The sequence below is a fragment of the Flavitalea plasmicola genome (assembly GCF_030546645.1).
Lineage (GTDB): Bacteria > Bacteroidota > Bacteroidia > Chitinophagales > Chitinophagaceae > Puia.
The window spans coordinates 1,238,373-1,261,490 of the sequence record NZ_JAUOTO010000001.1 but is presented as its reverse complement, the minus strand read 5'-3'; the positions used below and the strand labels follow the sequence as shown (position 1 = coordinate 1,261,490).

Genomic DNA, 23,118 nt, shown 5'->3' with positions numbered 1-23,118 from the left:
CTTAATTAGTTTTCGGTGCAGGCTCGGTCCAGTTGTCCGTCCGGAAGGGGATCACCGGCCAGCCTGCACCGTTATGTAGGGTCGTAACTGGATAGTTCGTAAAGGCATATCTGACCGCCACGGGCCGCCTGACCTTTTCGGACCAGGCCAGGATCTGGTCGCCTTCGATCCTGGCCTCCGCCGGATAGAACTGCTGGTCCGCGCCTGCTATCATAAAGTGAGTAGGATTTCCGCCATCGTCGGCGGCCAGACCGCCGCTGGTCGTACCGGGTTCGAAGAATAGCCTGATCTTTTCCCCTTCCACCTCCATATGCTGGTACTGCGGGCCTCGCCAGACCGTATCCAGCCGGCCATAGGTCCTGTTAAGCGCTGTCCTGGCCAGCCGGATGCCAATAGGCTTCTTGTTGTGGGGATGCAGATTTTTCGCTTCCCCCACGTCGATGGTCGTGATCATGGCCGTATTGTTCAGCGCCGACACTTTTTCCTGCGCCTCCCTGAAAAAGGCATAGTCCGCCAGTACGGGATCTTCCTTGTCCAGGAAGAAAGGCGCGACCTGCACATAATAAAAAGGCAGGTCATAATCTCCGAACAGGTCCCGCCAGCTCTGTATCAAGGTCTGGGTCAGCCGGGTATAGCTTTTCCTTTCCTTCCTGTTAGCCTCTCCCTGGTACCAGCAGATCCCCCGAAGGGAAATATGCCTCAACGGGTAGATGATGGCATTGTACAAAAGGAAGGGCCGGGTGACCTTTTCAAAGCTGAAGCCCCCGTTGATGGCCTCTTTCGACCTTGGGCTGTTGAGATAGGGCTGCAGATATATATGGTTGAGCTGTGTGTCCGCCATCAATTTGGGCTGCGGCACATAGGCCTGCGCAGCGCTGGCGCCGATGCCGGAGAAGATGACCCCTACTGGCACGTTCAGTGTCTCCAGCAATTCCTTTCCGAAATAATAACCCACGGCGGAAAAATCCCTGGCCGTCGCAGGGTTGCATTCCACCCATTTCCCCGCAAAGGAATCGATGGGGCTTGCGCTGAAATTAAGCCCCACATTCAACAGCCGGAGATGCGGGTGTGCGGCAGCGGACACCTCCCTGGTGGAATCCGTCACTTCCTTCATGCTGAACTGCATATTCGATTGTCCGCTGCAAAGCCAGACCTCGCCGATCAGGATATTATGGAGCACTTCCTGTGAAGCTCCGCTGGTGACCTCGATATTATGTGGCCGGTAGTCTCCGGCCCGGATGGCCGGCACTTCAACGATCCCTGCAAAGCTGCCGGACCCGTCAGCCCTCACCGTCACGCCATCTGGCATCCAATCAGGCCGGATCTGCACCGTAACGCCGGCCCCGGCCCGACCCCAAACAGTGAGTGGCCTGTTCTGCTGGACCACCATATTATCCTGCAACCCGCTGCCCAGCTGTAAGCCGTCGGCATAGCAAATATTCGCAACCAGGCCCAGCCCCATCCACAGTAAAATGATTTTTTTCATAACTATTCTCCAAATGTATCGTCATTATTTTGTTGTCAAAGAGAAAGGTTTATCGGCGTCCAAAATACCGCGCTCATAGGTGGGTTTATCGCTCATCTCGAAATGCAGCACGCCGCCTTCGACAATGGCGGAATGAGAGATCCAGTTATGAGTATATTTTTTCCCGTTCAACGTTGCGGAGTGAATATAGACGTTCCTGGTATCGTTGCCCTTCGCCTCGATGACGAATTTCTTTCCGTTCTCCAGCGTGAGCGTCACTTTCGGGAACAAAGGACTTCCCAGCACGTATTGATCCGTTCCGGGACACACCGAATAAATACCCAGCGCACTCAAAACATACCATGAGGACATACCCCCCTGGTCTTCATCACCGGGAAATCCTTTTTCAGTAGCGTTATAAAGCTTGTCCATCACTTCCCGCACCCGGGTCTGCGCCTTCCACGGCTGCCGCGCATAGTTATACAGGTAGATCATATGCTGTATTGGCTGGTTCCCGTGCGCATACTGGCCCATGCCCGCCACCTGCATCTCCTTCATCTCATGGATCATCGTTCCGTAAGTGCCGTATCTCACTGTGTTGGGGAGGGTAAAAACCGAGTCTATTTTGTCCGTGAATTTCTTTTCGCCGCCCATCAGGTCGATCAAACCCTGCACATCGTGAAAGACAGACCAGGTATAGTGCCAGGCATTGCCTTCCGTATAAGGTCCGCCCCATTCCAGCGGATCGAAATTGTCAACCCAGCTCCCGTCAGTTGTCCGGCCCCGCATGAAGCCCCTGGTGCTATCAAACACATTCTTATAATTATACATCTGCCGGGAAAAGGCGGATGCATAAAAAGGTTTGCCCGTCACCGTTGCCAGTTGGTAGCCGCAGAAGTCGTCATAGGCATATTCCAGTGTCTGCGCGGTGGAACCCTGCGATGCAGGATAAGATACATAACCCATCTGAAAGTAGTCCTTCCAGCCCTGCCTGCCATTGGCGCCGCCCCAGGGCCCTTTATTAGTGGCTTCGTGATAATAGGCCTTCAATGCCGAGTCAGGACTGAAGCTGCGAATGCCTTTTACCCAGGCATCTGTCAGCAGCGATATCGCGTGGTTTCCCAGCATCCCGCCCGTCTCCGATGGGAATGACCAGGCAGGCAGCCATCCGCACTGCTGCTGCGCCGCCAGCAAGGCTTGCATATACCGGCCTTCCATCCCGGGATGCAGGATAGTATTCAGGGGGAACTGGCTCCGGAATGTATCCCAAAAACCGTTGTCGGTATACATATATCCTTCGTGTATCGCTCCGTCATAGGGGGAATAATAATATGGTTTTCCACTTTTATCATATTCGAAGAACTGATGTGAGAACAGGTTCGCCCGGAACAGGCAGGAATAAAAGGTCGCCTTCTGCGCTTCCGTACCGCCTTCCACCAGCACGCGATGAAAAAGATCATTCCAGGTTTTCATTGCCGCCCGTCTCGTCTCATCGAAATTCCCGTATTCGCCCAGTTCGCGGTCCAGCGTCACCTGCGCCTGTTCAGGACTGATATAAGAAGAGGCGATCTTCACCTGCACCACCGCCCCTTTCGCGAACTGCAGCCACGCTCCGGCCCCCTTGCCTTCCTTTTCCACGCTGTCTTTCAGGGTCGTATTCCCGACATTCTCCCAAGTGCCCCAGCTGACAAAGGGCTGGTCAAAATCCAGCACAAAATAATTTCTGAAATTCGCGGGCGCCCATCGGGCGTTATTTACCCAGCCCGTGATCCTGTGCTGCCAGGGGAGTATCCTTACACCGCTGAGCCGGATATAGCCATCCAGGACCAGGTAGCCGGCGCCGGTATCGGGGAAGCTGAATCTCATATGGGCCCCTCTTTCCACGGGCGTAATTTCCGTCCTGACGCCATTGTCAAAGCTGACACTATAGTAGTCGGGCCTACCGGTCTCCTGTTCATGGTGAAATGACGCCGCCCGCTGGTCCTCACCCACCACCAGCTTGCCGGTCTCCGGCATCAGGGTAAAAACGGCATAATCACCGACCCACGGGCTGCACTGGTGGGCCTGCCCAAATCCCCGTATCTTATTGGCACTATACTGATATTTCCACCCCTCTCCATTCTTACCCGTTTGCGCAGACCAGGCATTCATCGCAAAGGGCAGTGCAGTTGTCGGATAGGTATTGCCATTGCTTAGGCCAAAGTCCGAATCGGTGCCCTGCAGCGTATTGGCGTATCTCACGAGATCATCGGTTGCTTCGACGCCCCATTTCACATTGGGTTTGGGTCCCATTTCCAGCTCCAATATGCCGCCGGCGGCTATGTCTGCGTGGTCAAGCCAGCATCTGTTATACTCCCGGCCATTCAGCCAGGCTCGCTGGATATAAATATTGGAAGGTGCATTGTTCTTCGCCACGATGGCAAATGTCCCTCCCTTTGCATAACGAGGGTCCAGCTGCAATTCTATCCTTGAAAACACGGGGCTGGTGATCTCATAGCGGGTATCGCCCGGGCATACAGGATGAATGCCCGAAGCCGCCAGTACATACCAGGCCGACATCTGGCCGACATCCTCGTTCCCCACCAGTCCTTCCACGCCATTGTGGTAAGCGCGCGCACAGATCTTGCGGCTCCATTCCTGTGTCAGCCAGGGCGCACCCAGCCGGTTGAATAAAAAGGGAACATGGTGCACAGGTTCGTTGGCGTGATTGTAATAGTCATTCCACAACATATTGTCCGGCGTGCCGTGAAAGAAACGCAGCAGATCGGCGATGACGCTGTCCCTTCCACCCATCAGCCTGACCATACCCGGTATATCATGGGGTACGAACCAGCCCTGCTGGTAGGGATTGCTTTCCACCGTCCCGTAGAACTGTCGCAGCCGCCCTTCCATCGGCCAGTCTTCCCAGGATCCATCTTCCTTCCGCGGACGGAACCAACCCCTGGAAGTATCGAATATATTCTGGTAGCTCAGCGCCCGCCGTGCATACTTCGATTCGTCGTCCTTTTTCCCCAGCATCGCCGCCAGTCTGGACAAGCACCATTCTGAATAGGCATTTTCCAGCGTATTGGAGATCGAAAAGGGAGAATTGCCGTAGGAGTTGCGGCGGTGATCCTCGGGCTCGCAAATATAGGTCCAGCCTTTGTCGCCATTGCCGAATCGCTCGCAGGTGTTCAGCGCATATTCATAGGCCTTTTTCATGTCATAGCCCCTGATGCCCTTGGCATAGGCATCGGCAAGCACAGCCACTGCCGGATTGCCGATCATACAACCCGTATAGGCATTCATCAGCTCCCAGCGCTCGAAATAGCGTTTACCGGATTCCCCGGCAAGATCGGTCAGCGAGGACAAAAGGTCGTTCACCATTCCAGGGTTAATGATGGTCTGCAAAGGCATCTGGCTCCGGAATACGTCCCAGCCGCTGAAGATCGTCCTGCGGCTGCTGTTTCCCTTATGTGTTTTACCGTCTCCGCCGGGATAGCTTCCATCGACGTCGGAGAGGATCCTGGGATCGATCATCGTATGATAGAGGGCGCTGTAAAAAACGGTCTTTTCGTCCTCGGTCCCTCCTTCGATCTTTATCTTTCCAAGCGCCTGGTTCCACAGCTCTTTCGCCTTCGCCTCCACGCCGTCAAAATCCCATCCGCTGATCTCCTGCTCCAGGTTCATTTTTGCATGGGCCATGTCCGTAAAGGAAATGCCCGCTTTCATGAGCACCTGTTCACCGGCCCTGGTCGCAAACTCCGTGAAAAAACCCAGGTGTCTGCCGTGAAGTTCGGAAGGCTGCATGGCTACAGGGGCTGCCGCCACCCGCTGCTGGTAACGGACGCTTTCGATGTCCTCTCTTTTCCGGGGCCAATCACCGGGGATCTCTGCGCTCCAGACACCGTACTTGTCCAGTGGCTTGCTGAACTGCGCATAGAAATAGACGGTATAGTCGGCGTGTCCTTCTCCATTTCCCCAGCCGCCGCCGTCGGGCGTGCATTTCATCCAGCCCATGATGGTATGATCATCCACCATCGTGACATACTGTGCGGTGGAGGTTCCGCCCACCCGGCGGGCCAGGTCGATCTGGATCCTGCTGTGGTCGCTGGATGGATACGTGAATCGCATGATACCGCTGTGAGGGGCCGCCGTCATCTCGGCCTTAATGTCATACCTGGATAAGGTCACCTTATAATAGCCAGGGCTGGCGGATTCGGATCTTTTCTGAAACGAGGACCGGTAGCCTTCCTCTTCATGGTCCCGCCGTCCTGCCGAGGTCTTCAGCGGACCCGTGGCCGGCATCACCAGGAAATTGCCCAGGTCTCCATACCAACCGATGCCGCTCATCTGCGTAAAGGCAAAGCCTTCGATCGAATGGTGCTCATAGCTGTAGCCCGATCCGTTGTCACCGCCGGTGATCGTATTGGGGCTAAGCTGCGTCATCCCGAAAGGCGTGGTCGCGCCCGGGAAGGTCTTCCCCAGCCCGTGATTGGCCCCGGCCTTGGCAATACTGGTGCTGGCTCCGATGAAGGGGTTTACATAGTCTGCCGGCGTCCGGGCCTGCTGGGCGGCGCCGGACAAACCAGCTAACAATAGAGGACAGATCGACATCGCGTAAAATATTCTCTTTTTGTTCATCATAAAAAACCGGTTTCTATAAACCTACCTGCAGCCCAAAATTGATCACGCGCTGTGCGAGATAGGCATCGCCTGCCGTATTGCTGGCAGCTTCAGGATCGGCCTGGTATTTTTTACCGACATTGCTCCAGGTAAGCAGGTTGTAAGCGCTCAGATAAATTCGTCCGTTGTTGATCTTCAGGGGCAGCCACTTATGAGGCAGGATATAGCTTAGCTCCACCGTTTTCAGCCGGATATAATGCGCATTAATCAGCCAGAAATCAGAATAGTAAGCGCCCGGGCTATTGATGGTCGTCGGGTTGCTGGTCAACCGGGGGAACTCAGCGCTGTTGGCAGTCGCCGGGGTCCACCTCAGCTCATGTATATGTTGGAACTGGCCTTTGAAGGGTTCAATCCCTGATCCCACCAGCCCCAGGCTATAGCCAAAGGCGCCCTGGAAAAGCACGCTTGCATCAAATCCCTTGTAACCGACCTTGATCGGCAAGCCGATGGTGGTATTGGGAAGATTAGGCTTACCAATGGTAGTAAGATCATTCTGGTCGATAAAGCCGTCCCCGTTGATGTCTCTATATTTCAGGTCGCCGGGCTGTATCGCAACAGCACCCACCGGCTTGGCCACTTTGGGATCGGCTACGTCCGCGGCGCTGTAAAAACCCTGGAATATGTAGCCAAAAGGCTGATCGATCGAATGGCCCGTGGCAGCCAGCCAGGGGTACCTCGGCGATGCCTCGGCCATGTAGAGGATCTTGTTCTTTGCAAACGACCATACCAGACCCACGCTATACTGTATTTGTCCGATCTTGTCCTGGTAGGTAAAGGTTCCTTCCCAGCCCCTATTCACCGTGATGCCGACATTCGTCGGGGAAACGCCCACACCCAGGATCAACGGGATATTGCCGGGCGTCACCAGCTGGTCCCAGCGATATTCGTGGAAATAGTCCGCGGACAGCGTGAACTTGTCATTGAACAAATTGAGGTCCAGGCCCGCGTCGAACTTCTTCGACTTCTCCCAGGTAACGTTCTTGTTGCCCAGCGCTCCCTCGTAAATGGTGCCGCCGCCCTGGTTGGTCTGCCCGAAGCTATAGGACGACCCCTGTCCATAGACCTGGTTGTATAAATACTGATTGCCCCGCGCCACGTCGGAACCGACGACGCCATAGGTCGCCCGGAGTTTCATCAGATTGACAAAGGGCAATGACTTACTGAAGAAGTTTTCCTTTGAAATATTCCAGCCGGCGCCGATGGCCGGGAAAAATCCATTCCTTCTGCTGGCCTTAAAACGGTCGGAACCATTGATGGCGCCGTTGAAATCGATGAGGTATTTCTGTTTATAGTCATAGCCCAGTTTGAGAGAATACCCACGAAATTTCTGCGGGACCTGGCCGGTGACCGGAAAAATGCCTGTATTATCCACGTCCACGCGATAGCTTTCCTGGTTCCAGAGGAGCAACGAAGTAACGTGATGATCCGTCCCGAACATCCGCTCATAGTTGAGATAGATCTGTACGTTGGTCCGCTGGTTGTCCAGATCCGTATTGCCCAGCGTCCGGTAAGTGTTATAGGTATAACCTCCGGAACTTACACCGGTGTTCAGGTGGTAGCTCTGGTCTCTGGGGTCATAGTGATAGGTGGGCGGATAGGGTCTGAACAAGGTCAGGGTATTCTGCTCGACGCTGGCATAGGCCACCCGCCCGATGAGCGACAGCCCGCGCGTGATATCGTCCAGCTTTTCGGTGAAACCCAGCAAAACGTTGTAGTCGGTACGTCGATTGCGGTTGTACCCTTGTGTCGCCAGCTGGGCATTGATGGTCGGCAGCTGATCCCTTGTATCGTAGGCAAAGGCATAGGTGCCGTTGGGGTTGATAAAGGGCGCTGAATAAGGGTGGACCTTGGAAAAATCGTAAATATTGCTGATCACATTCATTGCATAGGGCTGATTGATGTCACCCAGCCGGACCGTCGCGTCGAGTCGCAGGCTAAGGTTCTTTGTTGCCTGTATGTCAAGATTGGACCGGACATTGTAGCGTTTGTAAAAATAATTGCTGTTGACACCGTCGGAATTGGTGGAGAAATTCCTGACGCTGCCGTTCTGCGTGAAGGCGCCGCCGGAAATGAAATACTTTACATGGGAGGTGCCGCCGGAGATGTCCAGGTTGGCGTTGGCCTGCAGGGAATAGGGCCGGTTGATCTCCTTATACCAGTTGACATTGGGATGGCCATAGGGGTCGTTGCCGCTTTTAAACGCATCCAGATCGGCCTGGCTGAACTGAGGTGCGATGCCGTCATTGGCATAGGCTTCATTCACCAGTACGGCCGTATGATAGGCGTCCAGGAATTTGGGTGTCCGCACCGGCGCCTGCCCCCCACCCTCGAGCCGTACGTTGAACTTCGGCTTACCGGCAGCGCCCCTGCGGGTAGTAACGATAAGTACGCCATTCGCGCCCTTGATGCCATAGATCGCGGTGTTGCTGGCGTCCTTCAGGATAGAAATGCTTTCGATCTCGTTTACGTTGATCTGGGCCAATTGTTCGTAAGTGTACTCTATATCGTCGACGACGATCAGGGGCCGGTTGCCGTCGGGATTCAGCGAGCTGACACCCCTGATAAAATAGTCGGAAGCGTCGTGACCCGGCTGGCCCGAGCGTTGTTGCGTAAAGAAACCGGGCAGCTTGCCGGCCAACGTATTCTGAATACTTGACGTAGGAACGTCACGGATCTCATCAGCGTTGATGGTAGTCACGGCGCCCGTATTCGTTATCCGTTTCTTGCGGCCGAAGCCTACTACAATGGACTCTTCCAGTCCCTGCGAAGAACGCTGCATCACCACCTGTACATCCCTTTCCTTTTGTACAATGACTTCCTGGCGCTGGAAGTTAAGATAGGTGACCACGATGACCTTGGAATTGCCATGGAGCACGATGCGAAACCGGCCATGATCATCTGCGGCAACTGTATTTTGGGGCTGCAGCTTTTCGACAACAGTAGCCCCGGCCAGGGGACCGTTGGCGTCCTTGACCGTACCGGTAACGACCCGGTTCTGGGCAAAGGCCAGGGCGGGCAACAGGGCCACCAGTGAAAAGAATATGAGCTTATTCATTTGAATAAAAAATTAGATTGTTAAGATTTACCATTGAGGGTTTTGTTTCATCTGGCCGTTCTTGATCATCTCACTGTACGGTATGGGATATAAGTACATCTGCGGATCTTTGAAGACAGTGGTCAGGACCGGTGCAGGATTGTAAAAGAGCTGACCGCTGCTGGACTGTTGCAGATCAATTCCCCGGAGGGGAGCGCTGTTGTACACTTGTCCGGCTATCTTCCAGCGCCGGATATCCCAATAACGCTGTTCCTCGAATGCCATTTCCAAACGCCGCTCGTTCCGGATAAAATTCCGCATGTCATCCTGGTTCATCCCCTGCGGAACGCCATAAGTATTGTCAGCGGCCGTCAATATACCCGCCCGCTTGCGCAGCGCGTACAGCACGTTGTATACGTCGGCCGTAGGCCCCGCAAACTCATTGGTGGCTTCCGCATAGTTCAATAGCATCCCGGCGAGACGGAAATAGACCCAGTCATGATAGGTTGCCGAGTAAGACGGCGGATTGGCGGATACGCTCTCGAAGCTGCCCATGAATTTGCGCATATAGTAGGACGTCTTCGTCTGCTGTACGGTGCCACCAGGTTTATCGGCGCCTCCGTCATAAGTCTGGACAGCCCTGTTCAGCCAGAGCGATCCGTTGTGAAACACCGTCAGGTCGAGGCGCGGATCACGGTGGTCATAAGGCTGATTCGAATTATAGTGCGCATTAGGGTCCGTGATAGCGACACCCGAATCGGTGGGGAAAGCATCTACCAGGTTCTGCGTGGGGCTGGTAGCACCGTTGCCACCGACCGAGCTGAAGCCTACAGGAGCATTTGAATTCTCCACGCTGGTGTTACTGCCGCTCTGGAACCAGCAGATGATTTCGGTATTGCTCCCCACCGGGGATGCCTGGGTGGTGAACACATCGTTGAATTTGGGCATCAGCTGGTAGGCATTGAGGTCGATCACCGCCTTTGCTGCATCGGCAGCCAGCTTCCAGCGATTGGCGTCATAGCTGGTGTATCCCGTCAACGGATTGGCCGGATCGATATTGCCCCCATTGAAAAGGGGGCTCGCCGCATAGAGCAGCACTTCCGCCTTCAAAGCCATGGCAGCGCCCTGGGTGATACGGCCATAGGTAGTCGAGTTGACCATCGCAGCAGTCCGGAGGCTATCTTTAATATCGTCGCATTCAGACACGATATAATTTACACAGTCCCCAAAGCTGTTTCTCGGCAGCTGCACGTCGTCGGTGATCTGGCGGATGGCGTCTCCCAGCAACGGAACGCCGCCATAACGTTTCACCAGCTGCCAGTAAAGCCAGGCGCGGAGCCAACGGGCTTCACTGCGATAGGCCGACCTGGCGGGAAAGCCGTTGGGCAGCTTCTCCAGCATCGGGACCCGGTTGATATAGACGATAAAGACCGTGGCATTCCGGATGGCCGTGTAATTCCGCGCCCACATATCGTCGCCATTGGTCTGAGCGGCGGAATATGCTCCTGTCGACAGGGCCTGCACTGCAGGAATGCCGGAGGCAGAGGAAATAGCATCATCGGAAGCTGCGTCGAGATAGTTGCCGCCTATCCGGTTGTGCCCGCTAAAAAGCGCCTGCTGATAGGTGGTGAGCAGATAAGCCATCGCTTGCTTGCCCAGCGAATCCCGTGGATCAAAGGCCAGGTCCAGCGTCACCTGCTGCCCCAGGGGGACGCTCTCATATGACTTCTGGCAGGAGGAGAAAAGTCCGCACAGCAGGGTGGTGGCGATAGCTATATAAATAAGATGTTTCATGTTGTTTAGAGTTTGACGGTGACTCCGGTGTTAATGACTTTTTGCATCGGATAGCTGGGAAAATTGACCTCGGGATCAATGCCTTTGTAAGCCGCATGCGTGAACAGGTTTTGCGCATTGGCGAAAACCCGGATACCTCTTAGTTTCAGTCTCCTCATCCACGTATAGGGAAGATTGTAGCCCAGGTCCACATTCTTTATCCGGATATAATTGCCGTTGCGGAGGAAGAAGGAATTCGATTGGAACAAGGGTGCATAGTTGTAGCCATTCCCCCCGGCCGTTAGTCTCGGATAGACGGCCGTGTTGGCGTTCTCGGGTATCCATCTCCCCGTCGCCTGCATATAGGACTGGGAATAGCCGTTGTTCTGTCCCTGGAAGCCGGCGTCGGTATAACCGTTCGCCGCATATTCGTCGCGGTTGGCGGCCCCCTGGAACAACACGCTCAGCTCGATCCCTTTATAGCTGACTCCCGCTGTCAGTCCATAATAGATCATCGGTCTTTCCTTCCCGATGGGGGCCACATCAAACTGATCGATGATACCATCATGGTTGAGGTCTTTGTACTTAATATCGCCTGCATGAGGTGTATATCCCGCGAAGGTCGGCGCGGCAGCTGCGTCCGCCCCTGACTGGAACAGCCCGTCGGCAATGAGTCCGTAACGCTGTCCAACAGGATGTCCCGTATGTACATTCCACGCGTATTTCTGGTACTGCTCGTCCATGAATATTACTTTGGACTTCTGCAAGGAGCCGTTGGCTGTAACAAAATAGTTCAGGTCGCCTGCGTGGTCCTGCCAGGTCAGTGTCAGTTCCTCGCCCTCATAGAGATTGATACCGATGTTTTCTGCAGGGTATCCGGAACCAATGAGCGCAATGCTTCTACCCCGGGCCTGCATCACGTCGAAATACCGCTCGTGATAATAATCAGCTGTGAATTGCAGGCGATGATGAAGGACCGCGACGTCGACGCCAGCGTCCAGTTTGTCGGCGCGTTCCCAGGTGGCATTGACATTTGCCAGTACCTGGTTTCCCGGAGTACCCTGCTCTGAAAGGCCGCCGCCATTGGGATAATTGCTGCCGATGGGATAAAAACCTGCCACTCCGCTGAAATGCTGGCGCCAGATGAAATAGCCATAGTTGTCTACATTTGCATTGCCCGTCCTTCCGTAAGTAACCCTCAGCTTCAATTGGTCCAGCCAGTTGGACTGGGATTTGAGCCAGTTCTCCCTGGCCATATTCCATCCAATCCCTCCGGCATAGAACAGGCCAAACCGGGAACCAGGTGCGTACCTGTCGTAGCCGCTGTAGGCGAGGCCGCCTTCCGCAAAATATTTTTCGTCGTAATTATAAGAGGCCTTGGCGCCATAGTTCGTCAATGCCGAAGGGATATCGTAGTTGAGCAATACGCTTTTTTGATCGAACATCACCATCGCGCTCACTGCATGAGATCCGAACTGACGGTCATAGCCCGTCGACAACTGAACAAAACGATACCTGGCCCAGGAAGTGTTCGTAAAGCCGTTGTTCTGGTTTACAGTGACCCCATAACGGTGATAGCTGGTGTCTCCCGATGAAGAAATGGACTGTGAAAAGACGGGAACCTGCTTGCTTCGATCCTGGTTCGTGGCCTCCTGCACGGACACATTTCCTTTTGCTTTGCCCCACCAGCCTTTCACCCATTTGTCGAACTTGTAGTTCAGGTCCAGATTGGCCATCAGGTCATGGACGTGATCGGTCAGGTATCCGGAACTGATGGTTTGCGCCAGAAGATTCTGGGTATAGTTAGTCGTTCCGCCGTAAGACTTATCCGGATTGTAAACCGGGTAGGCATTGTTCGGCGTGGTCAGGAGGTTCTGTAGTATCGCCGAGGTCGTGGCGCCGGGCTGTGTGCCATCCTGGAGACGCCCGAAGATCTGCAGACTGACGTTGAATTCTTTGTTGACATCGACATCGATCTTCGAATTGACCACATACCTTTTCAGTTCTGCGTTGGTGTTGTAAGAATTGGCGTTCGAACTTACGAAAAGCCCCTGCTGATCCATATAGTTCAGGTTGATGACATACCGGGCCGTGTTTCCGCCTCCTGTGACGTTGAGACTATACCGGTTTAGCCGGGCGTTATCGCGTAATATGGTCTTGTACCAGTTGACATCAGGGTGACCGGTGGGGTCGCTGTGGTCACGGTAAGCCACGAAGTCGGCGGCGGTATAGGCAGGAGATTTGCCGTCATTCAGCAGGGCCTCGTTCAGCAAATAAGCGTATTGGTAAGCCGGCAAAGGCGAAGGTAATTTTATCGCTGACTGGATGCCCGTCTCCGCCGTGAACGCGACACGTGGCGGCCCGGCTATGGGTTGTTTTGTCGTAACGACCAGCGCTCCGCGGGAACTGTTCTGACCTAAGAGTATCGTCGAAAGCGGGTCTTTCAGTATGCTGACAGACTCGATACTTTCCGGATCGAGCGAATAAAATTCACGCTGCACACCATCGATGAGGGCGATGGGAGATTGCCCGGCGCTGCCGCTGTGACCCCTCAGCTGGATATTGAATTCGGTGTTGTCCGTAGGGCCCGTACCGCTGGTGTTGTTAGGAATATTCCCTACAAAGATATCCCGGCTGGTGAGGCCATTGGTCAGCGGCGTATAGAAACCACTGGTCTGCAGGACATTCAGTCCCGCCAATCGTCCTGGTAAAGCATAGGTATAGGATGAGGCCGGGGTACTGCCGAGCTCGCCGGCGCCTATCGTCGAGATAGAACCCAAAAAAGACTGCCGGTTGATCTTTCCGTACAACACATTCATGGGATCAACGGCACCGTAGGGAATGTAGATCGTGTCGCCGGAAGGCCTGGCGACAGGATCGGGCGCGGTTGTTTGCCGGAGATAGCGCACCGGCATCCGCACAAACAGAGGGGTGACGGACCCGACCCTGACCTCCGTCGTATAAAAGCCGCTGTGCTCGAAGACCAGGACGGTCCCGGCGCCGCCGGCAATCTCGAAACCGCCGTCCCTGCCCGAAACGGGACCCGTTGTTTGTCCTTTTATATGTACCTGGACTCCCTGTAAGGGAATCCCGAAATCATCCAGCACCGTCACTTTGATGGATGCCTGGGCCAGGCTTATCCGGGAAATGGCTGTACAGAGTAGTATGGCAATTATTCGATTCATTATTGGCATTTGAAAGTGTAGATAAAGGGATCCTGGGTTCCGGCATAGCCCACCTTGTTACCGCCCGAGGCATCGGTGAACCAATACCGCAGCCCGGTGAGATGCTGATTGTCTGTCAGACTGAACAGCTTTCTCGGCCATATGTCCTTACTCCATTTGTTCAATCCCAGCGCGGTCATCTTCGTCTGATCGGTCTGTGTGCAGACGCTCAGGCTGTCTCCACCATCGGTGATGCCGGATATACAGAGATAAACCTGCGAAGCGTTGTCAAGTGGGGTGGACTGAACGCCCCCGTCAAAAGTGAGCGATATGATGTCGTTATCCAGCGAAGTGCGAGGATCTATATTTGCCAGCTGGGGATTACAAAAATCGATCAGGTCGCCTGTGCCGATGGACTGGAAGCAGTTGGTGAATTTGGAACCATAGCGGTCGGAAGAGCTTAGACCGTCGACGCTGTTGGCCACACAATACCCGAGTTTGAATAAAAGATTATCCGGGCTCGTTTTGATCTTGATGCTCACCGTTGCATGGATGGTGGCGTTACCCGCTACCGAATAGCTCGTGTTCGAATAGAAAGCCACCCATTCATAGTCGGGAAGCAGGTTGCCCCCATTTCCAATCTTACCCGCCAGGTAAGTAGGCCAATCCAGGCCGCCGCCGTTGGGCGCAGCCGTTCCGGCAGGGATCACAGTCATCCCCTGATCGCCTGAAGTGATATCGCTGGTAAAAGTGATGGTGGCATTTTGCGCTGCTTTCCATACTTTGGGTACCAGGACCGCCACCATAAAGTTCTGGGTTTGCGCCGTATTTGTCGTGATCGTCACGTTCAACGTCACCGGCAGTACATCGCCGGCGTTGATGGCGGAAGGCTGAGTAACACTGTCGATCGTCATGCTGCATCCGGCAATTACCAGCAGCAGCAATGCACCGGCGACCTTCCAGGCTACGCCCGCAATCCTGCGGAACATCCTGCCTCTTCCCTGTTTTATATTTTTGCTTTCCATTAATTCGCTTTTTGGAGGGTATACTGATAGGTATTTTGACTGCAGCCGGGGCTAAAGGTGATGATCACATTGCGCTGTCCGTTAGTGACGGGATAGAGCAGCGGCGAACGCTTTGCAGTACTGTCGGCCGGCTGGAAGCTGATGCTGAACGGATAGGCAGGATTGTCAAAGGCCCATTTGCCATTCTTGCTGACGATGAAAGGCACCAGGCTGTCGATGGTATAGCTGCTGTCTGCAAAATGGATCCGGAAATGTGAAAAATCAAATCTTGCCGTGAGGTCTGTCCCATTGCGGGTGGCTTTGATGATCTGCCAGTTTCCGGAGAGTTGCTTCACGGGCTCTCCGGGGAGGATCAAATGTTCGGGCTTACAGGCAAACAAGCCTGCAGCGCAGATCGTTAGGATGATGAGTAATTTATTCATATAGACATAGTAGTTAGTACAATGGGTTCTGCAGCAGCCCGGGGGATTTGGCGATCTCCGACAGGGGTATGGGCCACAGGTACATTGCTTTGGTAAAATTGTGCTTACGGACGTTGAAGGTTTTATAGGTGATGCCGGGGCCGCGGTCGACCTCCATACCATGCATCATCAGATTGTCGGTCTGCCCGGCGATCATCCAGCGACGAACGTCGAAGAAGCGATGGCCCTCAAAGGCCAGCTCGAGCCTCCTCTCCTTCTGAATGACGGCGCGCATCTGTGCCTGATCCAATCCGGAAGGCAGTGCGAAGGGCCTCAACCCGGCCCGCTGGCGTATGGCCTCCACCGCCTGGTAGACTTCGACCGATGGGCCCGTAGCTTCATTGGTGGCCTCGGCAAAGTTCAGGAGGATCTCCGCATAGCGGATCAGTGGCAGCACCCTCGAGGCGGTGCTAAGGCTGTTGTTGATGACTGACGGATCCATCATCTTGTAGATATACAGGCCCGTAGGGGTCCCTTTATAGACGGCGTCACCACTGGCGGCCACCGGCGGGCTGACGCTGGTATTGATATAAAGCTGCACGGGCGAAGGCTGATTGGTCCCAAAGGTCACCCGCAGCGTTGAGTCGTGAATGATGGAATAGTTCAGACGGGGGTCACGGTCCTGATAAGGATGATTGGGATCATAGCCGGAAGCAGGATCAGTGATGTCCAGGCCGTTGCTCATCGGAAAGGCGTCCACTATCTCCTGGTAAGGGAAGGAGCCGCCCGAACCACCGCGCGAAGGGACATCCCAAAGGCTCTCCAGGTATTTATTCTCTCCCATCATGTGATTGAGAATATACTCATTGTTGTACCGCCTGGTGAACAACTCCTGGAAGCCGTACCCCAGCTCGCCCGGTTTGGAGGTAGAGTCGACGAACAGCGAATAGGCGTTCAATAAAATGACAGCCTTTGCTGCATCAGCCGCCAGCTGCCAGCGGTTGGGGTCCGCGTCGGGATAGGCGACCACAGAATCCAGTCCCGGGCTTCCCTGGGCCAATCCGCCGTTGTTGAACAACGGGCTCGCCGCATAAAGCAGCAGCCGCGACTTCAGCGCCAGGCAGGCGGCCTTGCTTATCCGGCCATACTGTGCGCCGGACCAGGCTACCGGCAGAACGGCCGCTGCTGCGTCGCATTCGGAAAGAACATAATTGATACAGGACCTGTAAGCGCTACGGCTGATATTGATATGGTCGGCGCTGGCAAAGATGGTATCGCCGATCAGCGGGACGCCACCGTAATGTTGCATCAGCATGGCATAGTACCAGGCCCGCAGGAACCGGGCTTCCGCAGCCGCCTGTTGTTTGAGCGCGCTGTTCCAGGGAATGACGGGCAGGTGTTTCAGGAACTGGTTGACCGCCCGGATATTCGAATACCCGGTAGCCCATATATCGTTGGGAACCACGGTCGGGTTCACCGATCCGGTGGCAAACTGGATAAAACCGTTGGTGCTGGACGAGTTAGGCCCTTCGGCCTCGTCGCATCCTGCTTCCAGCCCCGCCGCATAGCCGCCGTTAGCGAACCGGCGCGGATCCTGGGCCAGTCCGATGTTTGTATATATGCCATTCAGGAACTGCATGGCATTGGAACTATCCGAGAAAGTCGTCATCTCATCCAGGCTGGTGGTCACTGTCTGGTCGAGAAAACCTGATTTTTTGCAGGAAAGGACCATTGACGCCAGTACAAGAAACAATAGCGTATGAAATGAGATTCTTTTCAAAGGATATGGTAAAATTGTACAGGCTTTAGCCCGTATTTTTTCGAAAAAAAAGTGGGAGAAGGTAGAAATGGAGGTGGTTGTTCTGACCATACTACCGGCATGTGACCTAAAAAATTTGCTTAAGTAAAAACACGTAGAGCTAGGTCGTCCTACGAGAGGGATTAGCCGTTTTAATCTCATATACAAGCAATTAGAGTGAGGAAATGGGCGCCATTCAACATTTTTGCCTGTATGAAAGTAGAAAGAAAAACAGTTTTCCGAAATTTTTTACATATTTTTTTATCCGTATTGAAATAGGCAATGTCAAAATAGTATCATGATATCCAGCTTCGGTCTTTTCCTGCTGCTTGCTTTCACCGGCGCTTATTTCGTCTTTCGATCCGAATACCGGAGAAAGGAGGTGGAAGGGTTGATCAGGTGTCCCCCTCAACTGATGGATACGCTTTTGCTTTGGTGCGGGATCCTGGGCTTCGCCGGCGCCATCGTCTTCGCAAAATTTGAAAAGCCGACCCTCTATTACCTTTTTCGATTTAATGGGCTGAACTACTACGGGGCATTGATCGCCGGCACCCTGACCTATTTATACATCAACAAGCGCTGTGGTATCCAGCCCCTGATAGCATTAGACATCGGCAGCCCGGGAATGATGCTGGCTTATGCCATCGGCAGGGTCGGATGTCATGTTGCCGCCGACGGGGATTGGGGCATTGTCAATGAAAGACCACGCCCCGGTTGGTTTAGCTGGCTTCCGGACTGGGCATGGGCTTACCGCTACTCTCATACCAGCGCCCCCGTCTATCCCACATCCATTTATGAGGCAGCTATCTGTTTTCTTCTTTTCCTGGTACTCTGGTCCCTGCGCCGGACCTTAAAAAAACCCGGCCTTCTCTTTGCATTTTTTGCCATCCTCAACGGCTCCGAACGTTTTCTCATTGAATTTATCCGCGTCACTCCCCGCATCTCCCTGGGCAGCTGGAATCTAAGCCAGGCCCAAATTCTTGCAGCCGGCTGGATCCTGACCGGCCTGCTCACACTGGCCTTTACCCTAAGAAATCCAGCCCCCAAGAACTAATACTATTTTACCATCCAATAAATTAGTCATGATAAAAAAGTATTCAAAATATTAGCTAAATCGATTTTTAGCATTTACTTTAGTTCCGATTGCCTGCGTATGAACCGATATTTTGCCTTTTTCGGAGCTATTCTTTCCGGCCTGTGCCTGTACTTCGCCGTTCTACACACGGTGTTCATTCTTTCCTGGGTGGCATTGGTCCCGGTGGTCGTCGCCGCCCATCGTACCGTCCGCCGTTCTTATGCCCTGTTCTTCCTGGCTGCCTTCACTTTCAGCGTTGGCGCATTTAGCTGGATGATCCCTGGCGCCCATAGCTTCACCGGCGGCCCTCTCGTTTACGGCATTGCCGTCTTCGGCGTTTGCGTGCTCATCTTCGCCTTCGGTCTTGCCTCCCTGTTATGGGTCTGCACCCGGACAGCATCGGGCGCTGTCAGCACGATGTCCGATGCATTTTTTGCCGCAAGTGTCTGGGTATTGGCCGAAGCGCTGCTGCAGTGGGCGGCCAGGGGCATGCCCTGGTTTCTTTTTCACCTGGGCAATGGCCTCGCGGACAACCTCTATGCCATTCAGCCAGTGTCCGTCACCGGCGTATATGGAGTTTCCTGGATAGTCGCCTGCGTCAACTTTCTCGTTGCCCGGGCAATCGCTCTTCGTCACTGGAAAAAGATCTTCCTGCCCATAATCCTGTTTGCCTCTTATATGACCGCCGGCTGGCTGCTGCTGTGGTCTTTTGAAAGGACAGAACCGCAAGGAAGCTTTTCCGTCTCCATCCTCAACGAAAATATCCCCCCTGAGACGCAATGGGATCAAAGCAACGGACGCCAGCTCGTCAGTCAGCTCCTGGAGGCAGAGCGCACAGCTATAGCCGCGAGACCGGCGATGATCCTGTGGCCGGAATCTGCCATACCCTGGACCTGGTCTCCCGATGACGACCTCGTCCGCGAGCTGCTGCGCCATTCTGACCCCGCAAACATCACGCATATACTGGGCATGAACACCGCGGTAAGGACCGCCGTGGTGGGCAACTCCGCTTACTGTATTCTTCCCGGCGGCCAACTGGCAGGCCGTTATGACAAAAAAACGCCTCTCCTGCTCATCGAGCAGCCCTGGCACAGCTGGCTGATCCCGTTCGTTTCCGCAGACGGTTATTCAGTCGCGCCGGGTATAAGCGACGTGCCGCTGAAGACGCCTTATGGCAATGCCGGTATATTGATCTGCAATGAATCCACATTGCCCGATGCCGCTGCAGCCACCGTCTCACGGGGCGCGCAATGGCTTTTCAACTTAAGCAATGACGGATGGTTCCGGGATAATTATCTCGTTCGCCTGCATTTCTCGAATGCGAGACTCCGCGCCGTGGAAACACGGAAAGACATCGCCATCAACAGCAACAACGGGATCTCGGGATTGGTCAGCGCTTCCGGGCGGATCGATGGCTCGGACCTCGTTACGATTCATCCCAATCGCCTGTTGACGACTGCCGTTCAATACCCGAACTGGCCTATCTATCTCTGCGGCTTAGTCAGTCTCATCATACTCATCATAAACAAAACTACATTGCAATGAACTCAAAAGACCTCTTCCTGCTGTGCACACTGTTGCTCCTCTCGGGCACGCAGCTTTTTGCCAATTTCAGCCAGGCACACTGGCGCTGGAGGAAGGACAACGGCACTGAAACGAAGGCAGCCTGGCATGCTCCGCAAGACTTTCCTTCTACCCTCCCCTTCATTTCGGGAGTGCCGCTACGCCTCCGGGTCGAGGTTTACAATTCCCTGGTCAACGACGAAAAAGGCACCGCAAGTCTTCAATACCAGCGAGGCAGCGCGGGCGCATGGATCACTGTCTCCAACAGCGCCGGTAACGATTTTGTCATGGCAGGCTCCAGTCCCTATGTTACGGATGGGCAGCCCACCACTTCCCTCATCCGGGACGACGGCGCCGGAACTTTCGCGGGTGGCAGGGTCCTCGTCAGCACCTGGCAGTTTACCGATACGCTGCACGCAGGCGCAAGAAAGGAATATGAATGGTGCATAAAACCAACCCTCTCCCTGTCGACGGATTCCCTCTATCAATTTCGCATGCTCTTCACGGGAACCCAGGATGCAATGACCTATGTCTCCCCGGTGCCGGATATGATGTACCGGCCGAACGTGCCGATCACCGGCAATGCCGGCATCTATAAGGATTCCCTGGTAACAGGCTTTTTCGACAGGGATAGCGGATGGATCGCCAGCGACGGCGCCTTATCCATCCCCCTCTCCGACGGACGGGATTTTTGGGCGATGAACGACAGCTATATCAACAACTACGATACGCTTGCCGGTACAACTGGCTGTCTCTTCCAGGTTAGGAATGCCGGCCTGGTCCAGCCGCTGAACAACTGGACATGGACATCCACCTCCACCCGCATCGGCAGTGGTCCCGGCATACCCAGCCTTTTTAAGAACAATAGCAATGATAACTATCTCCTCTGGCCGACGGGCGGTTACCAGCAGGGAGACACTGTCTATGTATATTGCAGCAATATCATGAATTCCAGCGGTGGCCTTGGTTTTACCAGCGGTGGCAATGATTTCCTCGGGAAGATGGTGATGCCGGGTCTTGCGGTCGCCGGATTCGACTCGCTCCAGAGTATGCCGAATATGACATTCGGCGTTGGATTTGACACCGACGAACCGGGGAATTATATCTATACCTGGGGATTGAAAGGCGCATTTATTACCAGCGACATCGTTGTTGCCCGCTTTCCCAGGAGCAATCCCCGCGCTCACTGGTCATTTTGGAACGGCACGGCCTGGGACACCGCAGTTTCACATATCGCTCCTATCACCACCGGTGCCTCCAATGGAGTGTATTGCGCCAAGGTCCGGAACAAATATGTGCTTCTGAGTACTGAATTCAGCGTATCCTGTGATGCCGGCACCCGCATCTATGTCGCCACCAGCGACAGCATCACCGGGCCTTTCACCAACCGCAAAGTGCTCTATACGATCCCTGATAACGTGCTGGGCCATTCGCCTTTTTTTTACGCACCGGCTATCCACCCGGAATATATCAACTCGAAGAACGAGCTCCTCATAACCTATGACATCAATGGATATAGCAATTGCGAACCCGCCTGCATCAACAACGGGTACAACCCCGACTACTATCGCCCCCGCGGTCTCCGGGTGCCTTTGGCCCTGATCGACTCCGGCATTACCCGTATTCCCGAGCCAGTCCAGGTTTCCCATCCATCTCCTTTCGGGAACCGATGGAAGATGGCCGCCTATCCCAATCCCGCACACGCGGCTTTCACCGTGGCCATTGAAGGCTGCAGCGAACATACGCTCAATCTTACGCTCCTGAGCCTGTCGGGCAAGGCCGTTTACCGTAACCAGATCCCCGTAACCGGAACTTATATGACGAAAAATGTTTACCTCCCGCCCGGCCTCGGCAGAGGCCTTTACTTTCTCCTCGCCCAGGGCGAACGCTCCGTCCGGTGGGACAAAATAGTATTGGAATAGGAATAATGCCCTTCAGCATTATTGAAGGGCATTATTTAAAAACCTCCTTCACCGCCTCCAGGTAGGTCATTCCATGTGCAACATCCGGCTCCAGGTAGCTGCCCTCAGCCCATTCGTTCCAGGCATTGATTGTAATAAGCCTCGGTTGGTTGGGATGTCGATCCACATACTCCCTGGCTTTCTGCAGAAATGATTTAAAATATTCAGGGTTGTTATTCACAACCAGCTCTTTCCGCTCTACAGGGAATCTGGGATTACAATCCCACCCTATGGAAACATGGGGGCAATAGGGAATTTTGAAGCTCGTATCCCACTCCGCCCATTTTTTCATCGCCTTCTCTCCCCAGGGCATATAGTCCCCGCTGGGTTCAACGAAATGGCACCACTGGTAATTCGTCATGCTTTTAAACCCGAAATATGCCAACGTGGAGTTCTGTGTTTCGATATGATCCCCGGGCACATCTTTCAGCGTGGAAGGGATATTTCCCCAAAGGATGGCCTGCAAGTGCAGTCCCGGGAAACCAGCCTCCTTAGTCTTCTTACGGAAGTAATCCAATGCTTCCTTTGCTTTTTCGGAGCCCCCGATGCCCTTTATGAAAGTAGACAGTTCGTAAATGCTGAACACGGGCTCTCCATTGATCCTGTAATAATTGGGCTGTTTAAAATAATCCCTGATGATATGATCCACCATTCCTTCGAAAATGCTCCGGGTAACTCCCCCATACCAGTAGATCTTGCTTTTATCCGGATTAGCCGGGTCCAGGTAGGAGTTGTGATCGTGGTTTGCCCACATCAGGGAGAATCGCATGTCCCTGCAGTTCCTGGCCTTTAGAAAACCCTTATTCAAAGCGTCCTCCAGAAAGGGCTTGTCATCATACCAATACCAGTCGAAGATCATGATGTTTACGCCATGTGAAACAGCGGTTTCTATCTTTTTCCCCATGACTGCCGGGTCCGTCTCGTCTTCATACCCCCAGAGCGGCACTTTAGGCACCTCGTGCCCCGCAAATTTTGGCTTAGCTTTATAAATCGCCTCCCACTCCCCTTTTCCATCAGGAAATACGCCTATGTCCTTAAATCTGGGATCCGGGTGATAAGCCGGCCAATAAAACGCCGCCACATCATATTTATCAGTACGTTTCACTTGCTGTCCCCGAACATTAAGCGCAAGCGTCAGGGTAATAAAAATTATGCCGAATGAGCATATGCGTTCCTTTTTCATAATAATAGATG

Annotated in this window: 12 protein-coding genes; 3 read left to right on the top strand and 9 right to left on the bottom strand. The window is 54.0% G+C overall.

The features are described from left to right. Position 1 precedes the first annotated feature (1 nt). From Q4E93_RS05095 to Q4E93_RS05060, 8 genes are all read right to left on the bottom strand, one after another. Positions 2 to 1,486, bottom strand: coding sequence for a sialate O-acetylesterase (locus tag Q4E93_RS05095; protein WP_303583097.1), 1,485 nt, complete (start codon positions 1,484 to 1,486; stop codon positions 2 to 4). Positions 1,487 to 1,510: 24 nt separating this feature from the next. Continuing rightward, positions 1,511 to 6,091 (bottom strand): GH92 family glycosyl hydrolase, encoded by a 4,581-nt coding sequence (locus tag Q4E93_RS05090; RefSeq protein WP_303583096.1) that lies wholly within the window; start codon positions 6,089 to 6,091, stop codon positions 1,511 to 1,513. Between the two features lie 13 nt (positions 6,092 to 6,104). Then, a complete protein-coding gene (locus tag Q4E93_RS05085) occupies positions 6,105 to 9,185 on the bottom strand; it encodes a SusC/RagA family TonB-linked outer membrane protein (RefSeq protein ID WP_303583095.1) in 3,081 nt (1,026 codons plus the stop codon). Positions 9,186 to 9,212: 27 nt separating this feature from the next. Next, complete coding sequence (locus Q4E93_RS05080) at positions 9,213 to 10,958, bottom strand: RagB/SusD family nutrient uptake outer membrane protein (RefSeq protein WP_303583094.1); 1,746 nt, start codon at positions 10,956 to 10,958, stop codon at positions 9,213 to 9,215. Between the two features lie 5 nt (positions 10,959 to 10,963). Then, the gene (locus Q4E93_RS05075; protein ID WP_489670937.1) at positions 10,964 to 13,756 is read right to left on the bottom strand and encodes a SusC/RagA family TonB-linked outer membrane protein; all 2,793 of its coding nucleotides are present in this window, start codon (positions 13,754 to 13,756) and stop codon (positions 10,964 to 10,966) included. A 365-nt stretch (positions 13,757 to 14,121) separates the two neighbouring features. Beyond that, positions 14,122 to 15,126, bottom strand: a complete 1,005-nt coding sequence (locus tag Q4E93_RS05070) for a DUF4961 domain-containing protein (RefSeq protein WP_303583091.1) — start codon at positions 15,124 to 15,126, stop codon at positions 14,122 to 14,124. Next, positions 15,126 to 15,548, bottom strand: a complete 423-nt coding sequence (locus Q4E93_RS05065; protein WP_303583089.1) for a DUF5004 domain-containing protein — start codon at positions 15,546 to 15,548, stop codon at positions 15,126 to 15,128. The genes Q4E93_RS05070 and Q4E93_RS05065 overlap by 1 nt, the downstream gene beginning before the upstream one ends. Before the next feature lie 13 nt (positions 15,549 to 15,561). Then, the gene (locus Q4E93_RS05060; RefSeq protein WP_303583086.1) at positions 15,562 to 17,307 is read right to left on the bottom strand and encodes a RagB/SusD family nutrient uptake outer membrane protein; all 1,746 of its coding nucleotides are present in this window, start codon (positions 17,305 to 17,307) and stop codon (positions 15,562 to 15,564) included. 316 nt (positions 17,308 to 17,623) lie between these two features. On the opposite strand from Q4E93_RS05060, the gene Q4E93_RS05055 reads away from it, so the two are divergent. The 3 genes from Q4E93_RS05055 to Q4E93_RS05045 all read left to right on the top strand — a co-directional run bounded on the left by Q4E93_RS05055 (position 17,624) and on the right by Q4E93_RS05045 (position 21,885). Next, positions 17,624 to 18,379, top strand: coding sequence for a prolipoprotein diacylglyceryl transferase (locus tag Q4E93_RS05055; RefSeq protein WP_303583084.1), 756 nt, complete (start codon positions 17,624 to 17,626; stop codon positions 18,377 to 18,379). 99 nt (positions 18,380 to 18,478) lie between these two features. Then, positions 18,479 to 19,945: an apolipoprotein N-acyltransferase gene (gene lnt / locus Q4E93_RS05050; RefSeq protein ID WP_303583082.1), complete on the top strand. Its 1,467-nt coding sequence runs from the start codon at positions 18,479 to 18,481 to the stop codon at positions 19,943 to 19,945. Beyond that, a complete protein-coding gene (locus Q4E93_RS05045) occupies positions 19,942 to 21,885 on the top strand; it encodes a DUF5005 domain-containing protein (RefSeq protein WP_303583080.1) in 1,944 nt (647 codons plus the stop codon). Before lnt ends, Q4E93_RS05045 begins: the two co-directional genes overlap by 4 nt. 31 nt (positions 21,886 to 21,916) lie before the next feature. On the opposite strand, the gene Q4E93_RS05040 is transcribed toward Q4E93_RS05045, so the two are convergent. After that, positions 21,917 to 23,107, bottom strand: a complete 1,191-nt coding sequence (locus Q4E93_RS05040) for a glycosyltransferase WbsX family protein (protein ID WP_303583078.1) — start codon at positions 23,105 to 23,107, stop codon at positions 21,917 to 21,919. Positions 23,108 to 23,118: the final 11 nt, after the last annotated feature.

What these genes read in the sequence shown, in the direction of transcription:
- Q4E93_RS05045 (WP_303583080.1), top strand. Translation starts at nt 19,942, where the DNA reads ATGAACTCAAAAGACCTCTTCCTGCTGTGCACACTGTTGCTCCTCTCG.
- lnt (WP_303583082.1), top strand. Translation starts at nt 18,479, where the DNA reads ATGAACCGATATTTTGCCTTTTTCGGAGCTATTCTTTCCGGCCTGTGC.
- Q4E93_RS05095 (WP_303583097.1), bottom strand. Translation starts at nt 1,486, where the DNA reads ATGAAAAAAATCATTTTACTGTGGATGGGGCTGGGCCTGGTTGCGAAT.
- Q4E93_RS05085 (WP_303583095.1), bottom strand. Translation starts at nt 9,185, where the DNA reads ATGAATAAGCTCATATTCTTTTCACTGGTGGCCCTGTTGCCCGCCCTG.
- Q4E93_RS05075 (WP_489670937.1), bottom strand. Translation starts at nt 13,756, where the DNA reads ATGAATGTGTTGTACGGAAAGATCAACCGGCAGTCTTTTTTGGGTTCT.
- Q4E93_RS05090 (WP_303583096.1), bottom strand. Translation starts at nt 6,091, where the DNA reads ATGATGAACAAAAAGAGAATATTTTACGCGATGTCGATCTGTCCTCTA.
- Q4E93_RS05080 (WP_303583094.1), bottom strand. Translation starts at nt 10,958, where the DNA reads ATGAAACATCTTATTTATATAGCTATCGCCACCACCCTGCTGTGCGGA.
- Q4E93_RS05055 (WP_303583084.1), top strand. Translation starts at nt 17,624, where the DNA reads ATGATATCCAGCTTCGGTCTTTTCCTGCTGCTTGCTTTCACCGGCGCT.
- Q4E93_RS05070 (WP_303583091.1), bottom strand. Translation starts at nt 15,126, where the DNA reads ATGGAAAGCAAAAATATAAAACAGGGAAGAGGCAGGATGTTCCGCAGG.
- Q4E93_RS05040 (WP_303583078.1), bottom strand. Translation starts at nt 23,107, where the DNA reads ATGAAAAAGGAACGCATATGCTCATTCGGCATAATTTTTATTACCCTG.
- Q4E93_RS05065 (WP_303583089.1), bottom strand. Translation starts at nt 15,548, where the DNA reads ATGAATAAATTACTCATCATCCTAACGATCTGCGCTGCAGGCTTGTTT.